At 66.3% G+C, this 17,069-nt stretch carries 17 protein-coding genes and 1 tRNA gene; 12 read left to right on the plus strand and 6 right to left on the minus strand.

The annotated features are described in order from the left end of the window. Position 1: 1 nt before the first annotated feature. Positions 2-835, minus strand: coding sequence for a LysR family substrate-binding domain-containing protein (locus AC3ANU_RS02000; protein ID WP_018769914.1), 834 nt, complete (start codon positions 833-835; stop codon positions 2-4). Here AC3ANU_RS02000 and AC3ANU_RS02005 point away from each other — a divergent pair. Further along, on the plus strand, positions 798-1,202 hold the full coding sequence (locus tag AC3ANU_RS02005) for a DUF5997 family protein (protein WP_026265869.1): 405 nt from the start codon (positions 798-800) through the stop codon (positions 1,200-1,202). The two genes, AC3ANU_RS02000 and AC3ANU_RS02005, sit on opposite strands and share 38 nt — an antisense overlap. A gap of 3 nt (positions 1,203-1,205) precedes the next feature. Here AC3ANU_RS02005 and AC3ANU_RS02010 read toward each other — a convergent pair whose 3' ends face one another. Beyond that, positions 1,206-1,586, minus strand: a complete 381-nt coding sequence (locus tag AC3ANU_RS02010) for a VOC family protein (protein ID WP_026265868.1) — start codon at positions 1,584-1,586, stop codon at positions 1,206-1,208. 214 nt (positions 1,587-1,800) lie between these two features. Between AC3ANU_RS02010 and AC3ANU_RS02015 the strand changes: the two genes are divergently transcribed. Together AC3ANU_RS02015 and AC3ANU_RS02020 are read left to right on the plus strand one after the other, a co-directional pair. Then, positions 1,801-2,457, plus strand: coding sequence for a hypothetical protein (locus AC3ANU_RS02015; RefSeq protein ID WP_488315371.1), 657 nt, complete (start codon positions 1,801-1,803; stop codon positions 2,455-2,457). A 59-nt stretch (positions 2,458-2,516) separates the two neighbouring features. Beyond that, positions 2,517-3,125 carry a DUF6919 domain-containing protein gene (locus AC3ANU_RS02020; RefSeq protein ID WP_018769909.1) on the plus strand — a complete coding sequence of 203 codons (609 nt, stop codon included), beginning with the start codon at positions 2,517-2,519 and terminating at the stop codon, positions 3,123-3,125. Between the two features lie 38 nt (positions 3,126-3,163). On the opposite strand, the gene AC3ANU_RS02025 is transcribed toward AC3ANU_RS02020, so the two are convergent. Next, complete coding sequence (locus AC3ANU_RS02025) at positions 3,164-3,646, minus strand: pyridoxamine 5'-phosphate oxidase family protein (RefSeq protein ID WP_018769908.1); 483 nt, start codon at positions 3,644-3,646, stop codon at positions 3,164-3,166. A gap of 66 nt (positions 3,647-3,712) precedes the next feature. Continuing rightward, on the minus strand, positions 3,713-5,104 hold the full coding sequence (locus AC3ANU_RS02030) for a flavin monoamine oxidase family protein (protein ID WP_488315372.1): 1,392 nt from the start codon (positions 5,102-5,104) through the stop codon (positions 3,713-3,715). A 135-nt stretch (positions 5,105-5,239) separates the two neighbouring features. Between AC3ANU_RS02030 and AC3ANU_RS02035 the strand changes: the two genes are divergently transcribed. Next, on the plus strand, positions 5,240-5,953 hold the full coding sequence (locus AC3ANU_RS02035) for a TetR/AcrR family transcriptional regulator (protein ID WP_026265867.1): 714 nt from the start codon (positions 5,240-5,242) through the stop codon (positions 5,951-5,953). Positions 5,954-5,983: 30 nt separating this feature from the next. Here the strand turns inward: AC3ANU_RS02035 and AC3ANU_RS02040 are convergent, their stop codons facing one another. Then, entirely contained in the window at positions 5,984-6,913 is a 930-nt protein-coding gene (locus tag AC3ANU_RS02040) for an NADP-dependent oxidoreductase (RefSeq protein WP_488315373.1), read from the minus strand. Between the two features lie 154 nt (positions 6,914-7,067). Between AC3ANU_RS02040 and AC3ANU_RS02045 the strand changes: the two genes are divergently transcribed. Both AC3ANU_RS02045 and AC3ANU_RS02050 read left to right on the plus strand, forming a co-directional pair. Further along, the gene (locus AC3ANU_RS02045) at positions 7,068-8,195 is read left to right on the plus strand and encodes an L-talarate/galactarate dehydratase (protein ID WP_018769904.1); all 1,128 of its coding nucleotides are present in this window, start codon (positions 7,068-7,070) and stop codon (positions 8,193-8,195) included. Positions 8,196-8,204: 9 nt separating this feature from the next. Then, positions 8,205-8,939: a FadR/GntR family transcriptional regulator gene (locus tag AC3ANU_RS02050; RefSeq protein ID WP_018769903.1), complete on the plus strand. Its 735-nt coding sequence runs from the start codon at positions 8,205-8,207 to the stop codon at positions 8,937-8,939. A gap of 125 nt (positions 8,940-9,064) precedes the next feature. Here the strand turns inward: AC3ANU_RS02050 and AC3ANU_RS02055 are convergent. Next, a tRNA-Leu gene (locus AC3ANU_RS02055) sits at positions 9,065-9,147 on the minus strand. A gap of 395 nt (positions 9,148-9,542) precedes the next feature. Between AC3ANU_RS02055 and AC3ANU_RS02060 the strand changes: the two genes are divergently transcribed. Genes AC3ANU_RS02060 through AC3ANU_RS02085 form a run of 6 tightly spaced genes read left to right on the plus strand, consistent with a single transcriptional unit; the run spans position 9,543 to position 17,061 of the window. Continuing rightward, a complete protein-coding gene (locus AC3ANU_RS02060; RefSeq protein ID WP_488315374.1) occupies positions 9,543-10,286 on the plus strand; it encodes an FHA domain-containing protein in 744 nt (247 codons plus the stop codon). After that, positions 10,283-10,762 carry an FHA domain-containing protein FhaB/FipA gene (locus AC3ANU_RS02065; RefSeq protein ID WP_018769901.1) on the plus strand — a complete coding sequence of 160 codons (480 nt, stop codon included), beginning with the start codon at positions 10,283-10,285 and terminating at the stop codon, positions 10,760-10,762. Before AC3ANU_RS02060 ends, AC3ANU_RS02065 begins: the two co-directional genes overlap by 4 nt. Positions 10,763-10,764: 2 nt before the next feature. After that, complete coding sequence (locus AC3ANU_RS02070) at positions 10,765-12,495, plus strand: PP2C family protein-serine/threonine phosphatase (RefSeq protein ID WP_026265866.1); 1,731 nt, start codon at positions 10,765-10,767, stop codon at positions 12,493-12,495. Continuing rightward, positions 12,492-13,880: an FtsW/RodA/SpoVE family cell cycle protein gene (locus AC3ANU_RS02075; protein WP_056392309.1), complete on the plus strand. Its 1,389-nt coding sequence runs from the start codon at positions 12,492-12,494 to the stop codon at positions 13,878-13,880. The genes AC3ANU_RS02070 and AC3ANU_RS02075 overlap by 4 nt, the downstream gene beginning before the upstream one ends. Next, entirely contained in the window at positions 13,877-15,337 is a 1,461-nt protein-coding gene (locus AC3ANU_RS02080) for a peptidoglycan D,D-transpeptidase FtsI family protein (protein WP_056392311.1), read from the plus strand. The genes AC3ANU_RS02075 and AC3ANU_RS02080 overlap by 4 nt, the downstream gene beginning before the upstream one ends. Next, entirely contained in the window at positions 15,334-17,061 is a 1,728-nt protein-coding gene (locus tag AC3ANU_RS02085) for a protein kinase domain-containing protein (protein ID WP_056392312.1), read from the plus strand. The genes AC3ANU_RS02080 and AC3ANU_RS02085 overlap by 4 nt, the downstream gene beginning before the upstream one ends. Positions 17,062-17,069 lie beyond the last annotated feature (8 nt).

A 17,069-nucleotide genomic window follows, 5' to 3' on the forward strand; every position in this document is an offset into this window, starting at 1 on the left:
CCTAGCGCTTGCCCTTCTTACGGGACCCTTTCCCCCGGCCCTTGTCCGGGTTGGGGGCGTATCTCTGGGCTACCTTGGGCGCCTTTTTGGCGCCGGTGCCGCGGCGGTCCGGCTTCGGATCCTTCTTGACCTTGACCGGCTGGGCCGAGGGCTGGCGTGAGCTTTGGGCAGTGCGTCCGCGCACGATGCCGATGAACTCCTCCAGCACCTCATCCGTGGCCTCCGTCGGCCAGGCCAGCGCGATCTCAGTTCCGTCCGCGCCGGTGAGCCTGCGCGCCACCGTGTCCTTGACGTTGAAGTGGCGGGCCACCGACATGGGGAGGACCACCAGGCCGGCGCCGGCGGCAACCACCTGGAGCGCGGCCTCCGGTCCGCCCAGGGCAGCAACATCGAGGAATGACTCCTGCGCCAGGTCGGCCAGGGCCACTTCCTCGAACACTGAAATCTCGTGCCCCTTCGGCGCCACCACCACCGGCTGTTCCTCGTAGAGCGGTATGACGCTGAGCCCTTCCCGCTCGATGGGAAGGCGGACAAAACCCATGTCCGCCGCGCCGTCCCGCAGCTTCCCAAGCTGCGCGCCGTCGTCGACCATGAATGCCTCAAGGGGAATATGCGGCATCCGCTCTTCCCAGCGGCGGATCCATTTGCCCGGCGTCACGCCGGCCACGTATGCGATGCGCAGCACCCGGGGTGCCGCCTGGTCGGCCGGCCCGTCAGGGGCGGATTGGGCATCAGGCGAGGGGGTATTGTCGGAGGGCACGTCTTCACAGTACCCGCCGCCCGGATACCCTTGAAGCATGACCTCTGCAAACTCCCAGTCCATGAAGCCGGCCACCGTTGCCAAGAAACTTGGCATCTACCTCCCGGCCACGCCGCAGGAGTTCCAGGATTCAACCATCACCCGCGAGGAGTTCGCCGAACTGCAGGCCAACCCGCCGGAATGGCTCGCCGAGCTCCGCCGCAACGGCCCGCACCCCCGCCCCGTGGTGGCACAGAAGCTGAACGTGTCCATCAGCGGCCTAACCCGCGGCGGCGTCGAGGAAGCACTGACGACGGCGGAAATCACCGCGCTGCTGCAGGCTCCGCCGCAGTGGCTGGTCACCGAACGTGCCACCCACGCGGCTGTCCGCGCCGAGGCCCAGCGGGTCAAGGAAGAGGCCGCGAAGAAGCAGGCGAAGAAGGACCGCACCCAGGCCCGTTAGCCCTCAGTCCTGGTGGATCTGGATGTAGTTTCCGCAGCCGTCGTCGAACACTGCACTGGTCCCGAACGGATCCGTGGTGGGCGGGGTCTTGAAGCTGACTCCGGCGGCCACCAGCCTGTCGTATTCCGCCTGCACATCGGGAACCCCGAAGACTATCGCGGGTAGGCCCGCCTCGCGCACGGCTTTCATGTAGTTCGCGCCGATTGGGTTGTCGCTGGGCTCGAGGAGGAGTCCTACTGAACTGTCGTCCGCTCCCGGGTCTTTGATGATGTAGAGGTTGTACTCCGGCATGGCCATGAGCGTGTCAAAGCCGAGCGTTCCCGTATAGAAGGCATGGGCGGCGGCGGGGTCCTGGACGTGGATGCTGCACATTTTGAGTCGCATGCCTTCACCGTACCGCTCAGCTCCTGACGGTTTGCAGTGCCTTGGACAAGGAAATGACCTGATCAAGCAGCGGCTGCAGCGCCTCTTCCGCCCCTTCTGACGGCGTGAGGTTGTGGCACGCCTTCTCCGCCATTGACGCTGCGCCCGGGAGACGGTGCAATGGAAGGACCAGCCCGGCCTCTTCCGGCCGGGGGCTGGGCGCTGGAGGTGCAGGATGTCAGTTGTGGCGGAGTCTCTGATGCAGGGGCTGCTTCAAGGTGCGTGGGCGGTCCTGCTGTGCGGTCCCGTGCTGGTGGCCAGCGTGGCCGCCACGGTCTTTGTTGTCCGACGCCGGGCTTTGGCTTCCGGAGGCAGCGCACCAGCCGGCAACGCACTGGCCGGCCGCGCAGCGGAGGCTCCGGACCAGCTGTTTTGGGACCTGTTCCTGGGTGCCTGTGTCGCCCTTCCCGCGTTGATTATCCCCGCCCTGGTCTCGCCGTGGGCTGGACTGCTGTTGACAGGGGCAGCTGCCGCTGCCGGCATCGCCGCCTACCGTGGCAGCCCCCGGTTCCTGGCCTGGCGCACCGCCCGCCGGGAAGGGCGGCGGCAGCGTTCGGCCCACCAGGCCGCCAGCGCGCATCACGACGAGCTCATGGTCCGGTGGCGGCGCTACGAACTTGATCCGGCGTACAGCATCGACTACCCGGCACTGACTGACGTGCGGCTGCCCGAAACGTCGGCACTGATCAAGGCGATGCGGACGGCGGACCAGTTGCGGACGGCCGCGCACAAGGGTTACCCGGACGCCGTCGGAAGGCTGGCTGCGTCATTGGCAGCGGCGGAACGGGCGGCGGGAATCCCGGCCGCGCTGCCTGCGGAGCAGGCCACCTGAGGTTAACTGCTGTGTCGCCGGCGGTGGATCAGCGGAGAGCCCGGCGGTAGCATCCCAGGATGAAGCCTGAGGAACTGCCTGTCCACGATCAGTATGGCCGCCTGCTGGAGGACCGCGGAGTCTGGCGGCAGGCCACCACACTGGAAGCGGCCGGCGAACTGACTGCCCGGTGGCTGGAGGGCGGGAGTTCTTACCAGCCTGGACACTTTGCGCCGGGCTCCGACGACGAGACCAAACCCATCGCCACAGACTTGGCAGAGCTGAACCGTCACGGGTTGTTCACCAAGGAATCCCAGCCCGGCATCCGTAACGGGGCCGCGGCCCAACGGGAGTACGTCACCGGATTCTGCAGCGCCGCCACCGCCGGTGAACTGCTGGCGCTGTCCACCCGCACCGAACTGGTGACCGTGGCACATGCACCGGGCGAGGCAAGCAGTGCAGCCATCCCGGTAACCCTTGCCGGATCGGAAGTCACCACCGTGCTCGGCTCCAGCGAGAACCCCGTTGAGGAGGAACAGATCCGGGACTGGGCAGAGGAAACCAATGATGCCCTGGCCCTGCTCCTGGCCGACTCCTGGTACGTGGAAATCCTGGATCCGGTCTGGGGAAGGAACGGCGTACTGTTTCCGGCGGTCTTGCAGGCACTGAAAGGGGCGGAGCAGCCCTAGCCGCTCCGCCCCGTTCGCTTACCCGGCGCTCCCGGGAACTACAGCTCCACGGTGCCGCTTTCACCGACACTCATCCGGCTGTTGGTGACCTTTGCCTTCACCCACTGCAGCACCGTGGCGGCCGTGCCGCCGGGGCTGGTCCAGTACTCGGCAGAATCCGAATCGACGCGCAGCAGGCACACCTCGGGGGTATCCGGGCCATCAGGGAACCAGGCTTCAACCGCCTGGTTCCACAGTTCACGGATTTTTGCCCGGTCTGTGACCACTTCGGCGGTCCCGGCCACGGAAACCCATTCGGTCTTCCTGCCAAAGGCGACGTTCACGCGCGGATCAGCCCGGACATGCGCAACCTGGGAAGTGCCAAGGCCGGTGAAGAACCACATGTCGCCGTCGTCCTTTACCTCCTGGACGGCCAGCGGCCGGCTGACGAGGGCGCCTTCTTCGTTGATGGTGGTGACCATCCCGATCCTGGAATCGTTGATGATCTCAGTAACCTTGCTGATGCTCTGGGCGTCAGTCATGCCTCACCTCGTTCGTCGAAAGTCGGGGACGCTCCCCGCCGCCAGCCTATTAGTAAGCATGCTTATTTACCAGCCGGCGGCCACCGGCACCTTTGCCACCTCGGCGATGCGTGCAGCGGTAATCCGGCCCATGCGGACCGCGCCGTCCACGTGCTGGTAGCCCTCGGCAGCAAGGTCGGACGATGACCAGTAGATGGGGCCCACGGGTGCATGCTGGTCCTTGCCGTAACGGTGCAGTCCGCCCAGGTCGTAGCTGGCGGCGTAGGCGCCGCGGGTCCACTCCTCCGAGCCCCAGTCGGACTCGTAGTAGACCTCCGGCGCCAGGGCCTCGTCGCCAAGGTAGCCGGCGATCGATTTCAGGATGGCCTTCCGGCGCTCTTCGGCGCTGAGTTCGAAGACGGCGTCCGCCTTCTCATCCGACACGAAGCCCACCAGGGTGCCGCGCGGATCGCCGTGGTTGGTGTTGTCGTAGACCTCCTGAACCAGGGCGTCCGCCCCGAAGCAGGTGCCGGAGAGTCCCTTGTCCCGCCAGAAGGGCGTGCTGTAGACGGCGTGCACCTTGATCACCAGGCCCAGGGACTGGTGCTGGTGCATCTGGTGCTGGCGGCGCGGCAGCGGCGGGTTGAAGGAGACGCGGGAGTAGAGGTTCGGCGGTACGGCCATGATCACAAACCGGGCGTTGACCGTGGCCCGGTCGGATTCAACCGTGACCCGGTGGCCGCCGTCGGAATCCGGCTCCCAGTTGACGGTGCGCACCGGGGAGTTAAGGATTACGTCGTCACCCAGCTGCTGCGCCTGCAGCAGCGAGACCTGCTGCATTCCGCCCACCACGCGGCGGTCCAGGATGAAATCCTCGTCCGTCAGGTGGGTGAACGAACCTGCGGAGGCTGCCATCAGGACTGCCTGCAGGGCAGAGAAGGCGTGGGCCGGCTTGGTCAGCATACCGCCGGCGATAAAGAGGCCAATGTTCTTGCACGCTTCCTCGTTGCCAGAGTTCTGCCGGAGCCAGTGATGGAAGGAAATGGTGTCCAGTTCACGCGCCTTGGGATGCGCCCAGGGCTCTGTGGGGCCGATTTCCGCCGCAAGGCCGTCCAGCAGAGCCACCAGGCGGTCCATTTCGACGGCGGTGTCCGGATCCACCGGGAACGTGTCACCCGTATAGCGCACGGGTGCGCCGTCCGCGCCGATGTAGATGGACTCCCCTTCGCGGTAGCGCGGGTACGTTTCCAGGTTCAGCTCCTGGAGCAGGTCCAGGAGTACGGTCTGGTCCGGGGAAACCCACTGGCCGCCGATTTCGAGCATGGCACCGTCCACCGTGTCGGTCCAGGTGCGGCCGCCCACGCGGTCACGGGCCTCGAGCACGGCGACCGTGAGGCCGGCCTTTTTCAGTTCGCGGGCGGCGGTGAGTCCGGACGGCCCGGCTCCGACGACCACGACGTCGCGGTTCAGGTTCAGCATGATGTCCTCTCTGGGCCCCTTAGTGACGGGGACCACTAAATGAATGCCATTCATTTATGAGAACTATAGCGGGTGCCTGCCGGGAGGGGAAGTGCCGGGTGGAATAATGCAGGGGACATCGACGAAAGGGCAGCAATGCCGGCAGTATCAGCCGCACAGGGACGCTCCACCAGCAACGGCGGAGCACAAAGGAGGCGGGCAGGCAGGCCGTCTGCGGCCGTGCTGGCCAAGTCCGGAATTACCGAAGCCGCACTGGAACTGATCAGCCGCAAGGGATATGACGGGCTGACCATGGCCGCCCTGGCAAAGGTGCTGGACGTCGCTCCCTCCGCCCTCTACAACCATGTGGCATCAAAGCAGGACGTCCTGCTGCTGGTGGAGGACCACCTGATGTCCCTGGTGGACGTTACGGGTTTCGGCGGCGGGAGCTGGGAGGACGCCGTCCGGACCTGGGCGTGGAGCTACCGGGATGTCTTCGCCGAGCACACACCGCTGATTCCCGTGATCGCCGTCCTGCCCGTGACGGACGCGCCGCAGACCCTTGCCATGTACGAAACCGTGAGCAAGGGGTTCCTCGACGCCGGCTTCCCCCAGGAGCGCATCATCCCCGCCATCGTGGCGCTGGAGTCCTTCATCTTCGGCTCCGCTTACGACGTCACCGCTCCGGAGGACATTTTCGATTCCGGCTCCATGGCCGGCTCCACCCCCAACTTCTCCGCCGCGGTGCGCAGTTCGGCAGCCGGCCGGGAGCGTGGCCGGCCTGCCGACACCGCCTTCAGCCTGGGGCTTGATGCGCTGATCTCCGGGCTGGGGGCTCTGCGGACACAGGACGCCACATCCGGTTCATAGCGCTGGCCGCCGTGCCGCAAAAGCCCTGAATCAGGCTTCTCCGTTCACGGCCACCACGATCTTGCCCCGGGTATGGCCCTCCATGTTCAGGCGGAAAGCCTCCGCGGACTGAGCCAACGGAAGAACCTTGGCAACCTCTACCCTGATGTTGTTCCGGTCCACCAACCCGGCGAGCTCCTGCAGGTCTGCTCCCACCGGACTGACCCACATCCAGGTGCCGCCGTGCTCCTCCACTTCGCTGTCGGCGATGGATGCATGCCCGCCCCCTTCAGCCAGTACGGCCAGCGTCGCCTCAAGATTGCCTCCAGCGAAGTCGGCAACGACCTCCACGCCGGCGGGACGCAATGCACGAACACGCTCCACGAGTCCTTCCCCATAGGCAACCGGCTCGGCCCCCAAGGAGCGGAGGAATTCATGGTTCTTTTCGGAGGCCGTTGCAATGACCTTCGCACCCAGTGCCACCGCAATCTGGATGCCCAGCGACCCCACTCCACCGGCGCCACCGTGGATAAGGACAGTCTCACCGGACGCGAGGCCCAGGCGGTTCAGGACCTGGTAAGCAGTCAGTCCGGCCAGCGGAAGCCCCGCCGATTCGTTCCATCCCAGAGACTCGGGCCTGCGGGCCAGCAGCCGTTCCGGCAATGCGATGTACTCGGCAAAACTTCCGCCATGGACATAGTCTTTCCGGCCGTAGGCAATGACCTCGTCACCGGGCTGGAACGCCCGGGCGTCGATCCCCACCGACTCGACGACCCCCGCCACGTCCCATCCCGGGATCGCGGGAAACTGCAGGTCCATTGCCGCATCCAGGTAACCGGCCATGATCTTCCAGTCCACGGGGTTCACCGAGGCTGCCTTCACTTTGACCAGGACCATCCCCGGCCCCACCTTCGGCATCGGCCTCTCGGTCAATTCAAGGACGTCCGGGCTTCCGTATTCGCGGTAGGTAATTGCCTTCATGCCTGCGACAACGGCGCAGCTGTCCGCCACTATGCCCGCTCCGGCCCGGGAGTGTCGCACCACACCTCCGGCGGATGTACTTGTAATACAAGTCTGCTACTTATATCCTAAGCAGGTGGGGCGAAGGAGCCCTATCCCGCCTCCAGGAGAACTTATGAGCACCGTTGATCTGATCCGGCACGTCAAACTGTCCACCGCCCGCCTTCCCCTCGCCGTTCCCATCAGCGACGCGAAGGTCTTCACCGGACGGCAGAAGCCCATGACCGAGGTGGTCTTCCTGTTCGCGGAGATCACCACGGAGCTGGGCCACTCCGGCATCGGCTTCAGCTACTCCAAGCGCGCGGGCGGCCCGGCGCAGTACGCCCACGCCAAGGAAGTCGCCGAAGGCCTCATCGGCGAGGACCCCAACGACATCGCGAAGATCTACACCAAACTACTGTGGGCAGGTGCCTCGGTGGGCCGGTCCGGCGTCGCCACCCAGGCTCTCGCCGCCGTCGACATTGCTTTGTACGACCTCAAGGCCAAGCGCGCAGGCCTGCCGCTGGCGAAGTTCCTGGGCTCATACCGCGACTCCGTCCGGACGTACAACACCTCCGGCGGCTTCCTGAATGCCACCCTGGACGAAGTTAAGGCCCGGGCCACGCAGTCCGTCGAGGAAGGCATCGGTGGCATCAAAATCAAGGTTGGCCTTCCCGACAGCAAGGAAGACCTCCGCCGCGTGGCAGGGATCCGCGAACACATCGGCTGGGACGTGCCGCTCATGGTGGACGCAAACCAGCAATGGGACCGTGCCACCGCCTTGCGGATGGGACGCCGCCTCGAGGAATTCGACCTGGTCTGGATCGAGGAGCCCCTGGACGCCTACGACTTCGAAGGCCATGCCCATCTGGCACAGGTCCTGGACACGCCCATTGCCACCGGCGAGATGCTGGCGTCCGTGGCCGAGCACAAGGGCTTGATCACCGCCAATGGCTGCGACATCATCCAGCCCGACGCCCCGCGCGTGGGCGGCATCACCCAGTTCCTGCGCCTCGCCGCCCTCGCAGACGAACGCGGGCTGGGCCTGGCACCGCACTTCGCCATGGAAATCCACCTCCACCTCGCGGCGGCCTACCCCCGTGAACCCTGGGTGGAGCACTTCGACTGGCTGGACCCGCTGTTCAACGAACGGCTGGAAACCAAAGACGGCCGCATGATCGTTCCGGACCGCCCGGGCCTTGGCATCACGCTCAGCGATCAGGCCCGTGCCTGGACCACCGAGCGCGTAGAGTTCGGCGCGTAATCTTGAGCCATGAGCCGGAACCTCACCGCGGACCTTGCCGCTGACCTTCGCAACCGCATCGTCGACGGCGTAATCCAGCCGGGCGAGAAGCTGCCCAGCGAGAACACGCTCATCAACGACTTTGGCGTCAGCCGCACGGTCGTCCGTGCCGCCCTCACCCGGCTCCAGGCCGAAGGGCTTGTCGAAACCGAGCGGGGGCGGGGAAGCTTCGCCCTCACTCCCCCCACCGACGTGCCCCCGGCAGTGCCGGGTGGCCGCCCGGTGGCCACCACGGAGGACCGGCTGCACCTGCTGGCATTCCGGATGGGAGTGGAGGCCGAAGCCGCCGCACTGGCAGCGCGGAACCGCACGGACCGCCAGTTGCGGGCCGTCAGCGCCGCACTGGAATCCTTCACCGAAAGCGCAGGCCACCCTGCCCACGCCATGAAGTCGGACTTCGAGTTCCACCGCGCTGTGGCGGCGGCATCCGGCAACCCCTATTACTCAGATTGCCTGGCGGCGCTGGGGCAAACCATGATCGCCATGCCGCGCACCCGCCTGATGACCGGCGTCGAACACTACGCCCGGGACCATTTCGACCAGGTGGTGCTGGAGCACCGGTCCATCCGGGACGCCATCGCAGATGGTGACGAGGCTGCGGCCGCGGCAGCCATGCGCTGTCACCTGGCCAACTCACGACGCCGGTTCAAGGCATCGGCGCGCCCGTCCAGTCAGGAGGACGCAGCCAGGACCGCCGGGTCCTAAGCCTGTTCGCGGATCCAGGCCCTCGAGGGCCGGATCTGCGAACAAGCCCCTGACGTTTCCAGACCCAGCCCGGTGTTAAATAGGTAAGGGCCCCAATCGTGTAATTGGGGCCCTTACCATTTGCGTGCGCGAGGGGGGATTTGAACCCCCACGCCCTTTCGGACACTGGCACCTGAAGCCAGCGCGTCTGCCGTTCCGCCACTCGCGCGCAACTTCTTCCACTCAGCCGGTCCGGTTTCCCGTTTTCGCGCCTCGTAAAAGCAGCGAGATCAAGCATAACGGACAGATGCCGCAAATTACCAATTGGCCGCCGGCACCCTTTCCCCATGCCCTTAAAGGCGGCATAACAGAGGGGCCTCACCGGCCGGAGACGGAGGGCCGGAGCCGCCGCCGGTTTGCGCGGGTTGGGACCGGACCAGTCACAGATCTGAACTTTTGCCGGCGCCCGGCCGTTGTGGATTAAGGTCATTCGCAGGGGTGCCCAGTAGTATCGGATGTAGGAGTGGCCGCTGCCGGCGGGCATGCCGCGCAGTGCCGGACCGCCCTGCAGGTGCTGGTCAGCAACAACTACTGCCCCGGAACCGGGGGGAAAGGAGAAGAACCATGGGTCTGCTGGACAAGGTTGAACGTGGCATTGAAAAGGCCGTCCGCGGTGTCTTCTCCACCGGTTCCAAGGCCCAGGTCGAACCTGTGGAGATCGCCAGCAGGCTCCGCCGCGAGGTGGACCATAAAGCGATCACCATTGCGGCCGGACGTACGCTGGTGCCCAACGTCTTCGACGTCCAGCTCAGCGATGAGGACTTCGGACGCGCACAGGAGTGGGGCACGCCGCTGGCCGAAGAACTCTGCGACGTGGTCATCAACCACGTCCGGAGCCAGGGCTACACCCTCCAGGGGCCCGTCCGGATCTCCTTCCGCCGCGAAACGGCACTCCGCCTCGGTGATTTCGAAATTGCCTCCTCCACCGAAAAGTCCCAAGGCTCCGGCGGCGCCACGCCGCCCCGGCCGAACGTGCCGGCAGCTCCCAGCCGGCCGCCCGTGAGGCTGCAGCCTGTGCTGGACATCGAGGGCCAGCGTTATTCGCTGAACGCCCCGTCCATCGTCCTGGGCAGGTCGTCCGAGGCGGACATCCACATTGATGACACAGGCGTATCGCGGCGCCACCTGGAAATCCGAACGGCCAACGGCGCCACCAGCGCCGTGGACCTGGGATCCACCAACGGCAGCTACGTCAACGGGCAGAAGGTCTCCGGAAGCATCGAACTCACAGACGGCTCCACCATCACGATGGGACGGACAAAGATCATCTTCCGCCTGCTTCCTGCCAACCCGGGTGGCCACGCATGAGCGACCTGACCATCACCGCGCTGCGGTTCGGCTTCCTGCTGCTCCTCTGGGTACTCATCTTCAGCATCGTCTCCGCCATGCGCCGGGACCTCATGTTGGGCCGGAAGGCCGCATCCGGCGTGCCCACCGCCCGCCAGGTCCGCCGGAACCCGGAACTTGCCGAGACCCCGCAGCCCGTAAAGCAGCAGGCCCGGCAACTGGTGGTGGTCGAAGGCCCGCTCAAGGGCAGGACCCTGCCCCTGGCGGCCAGCCCCATCCTGCTGGGCCGCGCCCAGGAAGCCACCCTGGTGCTGGAAGACGACTACGCTTCCGGCCGCCACGCCCGGCTCTTCCCGCAGGGCAGCCGTTGGTTCATCGAAGACCTTGGCTCCACCAACGGAACCTACCTGGGAGACCAGCAACTGACCCGTGCCCTGCCCGTGGAGCCAGGGGTCCCCGTGAGAATCGGCAAGACGGTCATTGAATTGAGGCCGTGACCGTGGCCGAGGCTGAAAACCCCGCAACCGGCTCCAGCCCGGCGCAGCGGCCCCTCATCATGCGCTTCGCGGCGCGGTCCGACGTCGGCCGGATCCGTTCGAAGAATGACGATTCCGCCTACGCGGGCCGCCACCTCGCCGTCGTCGCCGACGGCATGGGCGGCCACGCGGGCGGTGACGTTGCCTCAGCCGCGACCGTCCTGGACATGATCCACCTGGACAGCCCCGACCACGGCGATGAAGCCGGGACGATCCTGGCCGACGAAATCCAGACCGCCAACTCACTGCTCTCCGAACTGGTGCACATCAACCCCAAGCTGGCCGGCATGGGCACCACCGTGACGGCCCTCCTGCTGGCAGACGGCAAACTGCACTTCGCGCACATCGGCGACTCCCGGGCCTACCGGCTCCGCGACGGCGAATTCAAACAGGTCAGCGTGGACCACACCTTCGTACAGCGGCTCATCGACGAAGGCCGGCTCAGGCCTGAGGAAGCGGAAACGCACCCGCACAAGAATGTCCTCATGCGGGTCCTGGGCGACGTCGATGCCAGCCCCGAACTCGATCTGGACACCCTGGACGCCCGTCCCGGCGACCGGTGGCTGCTGTGCTCCGACGGGCTGAACTACGTCGCCGCGCACGCCGTGGAGCGGACGGTCCGGGAAACCCACAACCTGCACGAATGCGCTGACACCCTCGTTGAACTGACTCTTGAGGCCGGTTCGCCGGATAACGTCACCGTGGTCATGGTGGACATCGTGGAGGAAACGCCCGACGACGTCAGCACGGCCGCCGTCGAAATCGTTCCGCCGGTGCAGGGCGGCAAGTCCGCTGCCGCGGCAGCTGGCGGGCAAGGCGCCACCGCCGCGTCCCCTGTTCCGGCCGGCGGGACGGAACCGGCCAAGTCCGGTTCAGCCACTGACGATGCCGGGCAGGAACGGGCGCCCGAAAAGAAGACGGCCGTCGGCGGCACCAGGGATCCGGAGGCCGGCTCCTCCGAGGCCGGCAGTACAGACCCCCACCTGGGCGAACATCTTTCCGCTGAAGTCCTCCGCGAAGAACTTGCCTCCCGCCCGCATGAACTGGTGGGTGCTGCCGCTGCCGCCGCCGAATCGGGCTCCATCCCCACCGTGGCCGGACGTACCGTGGCACGACGGGCAGCCACGCTCCTCACCCATAAGGCAGAACCGGCCGTCGATCCCGAGGACACTTTGCCGACGCTGCGTCCGCGCCGCTGGGTGGCCTGGTCCGTTGCAGCCGCCGTGCTGGTTGTCGTTGCCGTCGGCCTGTGGCTGGGGTACGCCTGGACCCAGACCCGCTACTACGTCGGCGAGTTCGATTCCCGGGTGGCCATCTACAACGGGGTCTCCCAACGGTTGGGACCCATCCAGCTGTCCTCCCTTGAGGCTGTGACGGATATCCGCATGGACTCGCTCCCGCCGTTCTCGCAGCAACGGGTCCGCCAGACCGTCCCCGCCAATGACCTCTATGACGCGCAGCGGATCGTCAAGAACCTGGAGCTCACGGGAACAACCTCCCCCGAGGAGGAGTGCCCCAGGCCATCTGCCTCCGCCACTGCGCCTGCCCCGTCGGCAAGCACAGGCACGTCGGCAAGTGCAGCGCCGCCCGCCAGCGCAGCCGCTCCGCCGCCCGCACCGGATGCCGCCGCGCCCGCACCCTCCGCGGCTTCTCCGTCCCCCACTCCGACTATCACCTGCGAGGCGGCCAAATGAGCCAGGTAAGCACTTTGCCCAAGCCCCGCCGCAACGTTGAACTTGCCCTCCTGCTCCTGGCCCTCGCCGTTGGCATCGGCGCCAACATGATGGTGGGCGTGGACCAGGAGAAGGCCTTCGATTCCGACTTCTGGTTCCAGTCCAGCCTGCTGGCAGCGGCAGCCCTGGCCTTCCACGGTGTCCTGCGCTTCCGCGCAAAGTATGCCGATCCGGTAATACTTCCGATTGTCGTCGCCCTTAACGGCTTGGGTCTTGCGATGATCCACCGCCTGGATGCTCCGGGCGAGGACACGGGAAACAACCAGCTCCGGTGGACCCTCATCGCCATGGCGGTGGCCATCGCCGTCGTGTTCTTCCTGAAGGACCACCGCATCCTGCGCCGGTTCACCTTCATTTCCCTGGCTGCGTCCGCCCTGCTGCTGATCCTGCCCCTGGTCCCGGGAATCAGCGCCGGCGAAATCCTCGGCGCACGGGTGTGGATCAGGTTTGGCCCCATGACGTTCCAGCCGGGCGAAGTAGCCAAGATTACGCTCGCCATATTCTTCGCCGGGTATCTTTCCTCCAACCGTGACCTCATCCTGCTGGCAGGCCGCAAGATCGGCCCCCTGCAGTTTCCCCGGTTCAAGGACATGGGCCCCATGATCACCGCGTGGCTGGTCAGCATCGGTGTCCTGATCTTCCAGCGGGACCTTGGTTCCTCCCTGCTCTTCTTCGGGCTTTTCATCGTCATGATCTACGTGGCAACCAGCCGCATCAGCTGGGTCGTGATTGGCCTGGCCCTGATCCTCGGCGGCGGTTTCGTGGCCGCCCAGGTGTTCTCCCACGTCCAGCAGCGCGTCTACGGCTGGCTCAACGCCTTCTCCCCCGATGTCTACGAGAACGGCAGCCGGCAGGTCATCGAGGGCCTGTTCGGCATGGCCAACGGCGGCCTGGTGGGCACCGGCCTTGGCCAGGGCCGCCCGGACCTGGTCCCGTTCGCCAACAGCGACATGATCATCGCCTCCCTGGGCGAGGAACTGGGCCTCATCGGCCTGTTCGCCGTCGTCCTGCTGTACCTGCTGCTGATCACCCGCGGATTCCGCGCCGCCCTGGGCACACGGGACGCGTTCGGAAAGCTGCTCGCCTGCGGCCTTTCCTTCGCGGTGGCGCTTCAGTGCTTCGTGGTCATCGGCGGGGTCACCCGGCTCATTCCACTGACCGGGCTTACCACGCCGTTCCTGGCGGCCGGCGGTTCGTCCCTTCTGGCCAACTGGATCATTGTGGGACTGCTCCTGATGATCTCGCATGCGGCCCGCGGGCCGGTGGACACTACACCGTTGCCGCCGGCCGGGACGGCAGCGGCAACAGGCATTGACACTCCAACCGAGGCGGTGAAGCAGGCATGAACCAGGCAATCCGGCATTCATGGGTAGCCGCAGTGGCCATGTTTGCACTGCTGTTCGGGGCCATCAGCTACGTGCAGGTGGTAGGCGCCGACGACCTCAAGACCAACCCCCTGAACCAGCGTGCCATCCTGCAGAACTACTGCAACGACCGCGGCGCCATCATCGTTGGGGGCACCCCCGTTGCCGAGTCGGTGGAAACCGGTTCGGAGACCTGCAAGTTCCAGCGCACCTACCCGCAGCCGGAACTGTATGCGGGAATCACCGGCTACTTCTCGAAGAACTATGGCGCCACCGGCCTGGAACAGGCCATGGGCGCCGAACTGGCAGGGAACTCGGACCAGCTCTTCCTTGACCGGGTGGGCCAGCTCTTCCTGGGCAACCAGCCCAAGGGCGCGTCCGTGGAACTCACCATCGACCCCCAGATCCAGAAGCTTGCCTACAGCCTGATCCCGGACGGACAGCGCGGCTCGATTGTGGTGACCAACCCCAAGACCGGCGCCATCCTGGCCATGGTGTCCAAGCCGTCCTACAACCCCAACGTTGTGGCCACCCAGGACGCTGCCGCGGAGCGCGCCGGCATGAACGAGCTGGTCAAGGTTCCGGGCATCAACCTGAACCAGAACGTCAGCGGCCCCACCGGCGAGCTGCTCGCACCGGGATCGGTCTTCAAGCTCGTGGACACCGCGGCGGCGCTTGCCTCCGGCAAGTACAACAAGGACAGTGTCCTCCCCAACCCGGCGGAGATGCCCTTTGACGGCATCCAGTACAAACTGCCCAACTACGCGGGCGGCAACTGCTACACCAGGGACACCGCCAGCTTCGCCTTCGCGCTGCAGCAGTCCTGCAATACCCCCTTCGCCAGCATTGCCCTGGATCTTGGCCGCGACGCCATCGCCGACCAGGCCAAGAAGTTCGGCTTCGGCGAGGACGTCGGCGGCCAGCTGAAGCTGGGCCACGCGCTGGGCAATGGTTTCCCCGGAAACCTGGACGCACCCGGCCTTGCCCAGTCGGCAATCGGACAGAAGGATGTCCGCGCCACGCCGCTGCAGATCAACATGATGACCTCCGCCATCGCCAACGGCGGCAAGCAGATGCAGCCTAACCTCATCAAGACCCTGCGCTCTCCGGACCTTCGTGTCATCGACGAACCGCAGCCGCAGCAACTGCGCACCTCCACCACCCCGCAGATCGCCAGCCAGATCACCGAGTGGATGGCAAGCGCAGTCAGCGAGGGCATTGCCAAGGGCGCAGCGGTCCCCGGCGTCCAGGTGGCGGGCAAGACAGGAACCGCAGAGCTCGGGAACGGAACCAATAACTCCTGGTTCACCGGCTTCGCGCCCGCAAACAATCCGCAGGTGAGTGTCACGATCGTCATGGAGGGCGTGAACATCACCACCGGCGCACAGCTGACCAGTCCTAACGCGAAGAAGATTTTTGAGGCGGTGTTGAATAAGTGAGGCCTACAACCGGAATCACCCTCGGCGGCAGATTCCAGCTGACCACGCGGATTGCGATCGGCGGCATGGGGGAAGTCTGGAAAGCCAAAGACCTCGTCCTGGGCCGCATCGTCGCCATCAAGGTGCTGAAGGAGGAGTACACGGGGGACCCCGGATTCCTCCAGCGCTTCCGTGCGGAGGCCCGCCACACTGCCCTGCTGAACCATGTGGGGATCGCCAACGTCTTTGACTACGGCGAAGAAGAAGGCTCGGCCTACCTGGTCATGGAACTGGTCCCGGGCCAGCCCCTGAGCAGCATCATCGAGCACGAACAAGTGCTGTCGCCGGACCGCACGCTGTCCATCATTGCGCAGACCGCCCGCGCCCTGGCCGTCGCCCACGCCCAGGGCCTGGTCCACCGCGACGTCAAGCCCGGCAACCTCCTGATCACCCCGGACGGACGGGTCAAAGTCACGGACTTCGGCATCGCCCGACTCGCCGACCAGGTGCCCCTCACGCAGACCGGCCAGGTCATGGGAACGGCGCAGTACCTGGCACCCGAGCAGGCGACCGGCCAGACCGCCACGGGATCCTCGGACATCTACTCGCTCGGCGTTATCGGCTACGAGTGCCTCAGCGGGCACCGTCCTTTCTCCGGCGAATCGCAGATCGCCATTGCCCTGGCCCAGGTGAACGACGCTCCGCCGCCTCTTTCGGAGACCTTGCCGGCCCCGGTCCGGGCCCTCCTGATGTCAATGCTGGCCAAGGACCCCAAGGACCGTCCCGCCAACGCCATCAAGCTGGCCGAGGCTGCGGAGGCCATCCGCAACGGCGACATCAGCGCAGCACGCGCCGCCGTTCCCGGCATGCTTCTTTTCGACGCCGACACAGGGCCCATCACGGCCCCCGTTGACACTGCCACTGCCCCCACCGGAGTCATTGGCGCCCAGCATGACTCCACTCCGGCTGCCACATCAGCCCTTCCAGTGCTGGGTGCCGGCGCGGCGGGCGCCGCGGCCGGGCTGGCTGCGGGCGCCGCGGGCGCTTCCGCCGACGGGGATGTTCCCAAGGGGCCACTGGCCCGGGCCGATGCGCTGGCTGCCGAGCGGAACTGGGACCAGGAGGAGGAAACGTACGACGACGGTCCCTCCGATGAGCCCCGGCGCAAGGGACGCAGTCCATGGACCTGGCCCCTGGTCGCCCTGATCCTGCTGCTCCTGTTTGCGCTGGTGGGTTTCCTGCTGAACCAAATGGGACTCTTCTCGCCCTCCGGCAACCCGACATCCGGCATCACCACCAGCAGCGCGCCGCCGTCGTCGGCAACGCCCACGCGGACCACTGCGTCAGCCACGCCGACGCAGACGCGCAGCACACCGACGCCGACGCCTACTTCCGAGCCCACCCAGGACACTGTCAACGTGATCCCGGCCGCCTACCTCGGCAAGGACTACCGCCAGGTCCAGACTGCCCTTGCCAACCTGGGACTCCAGGTGACGGTCCTGCCGCAGGAGAGCCGGACGGCCGCCCCCGGCACCGTCCTGGAGCTCAATCCGACCGGCGTGGTGCCCAAGGGTTCGCTGATTACCGTCATCTACGCGACCGCTCCATCACCCGCGCCCACGACGGCGGCACCCACGCCTGCTCCCACCACGTCCTCACCCGTGGCGGGCCCCACGCCCCTCTCGCCCCTGCCAACCTGTGCGGCCGGCCAGACGCCCGGAACGCCTGCGACCTGCACGCCGTAAACGTCGGG

It is taken from the genome of Arthrobacter sp. SDR-2R (assembly GCF_057747955.1).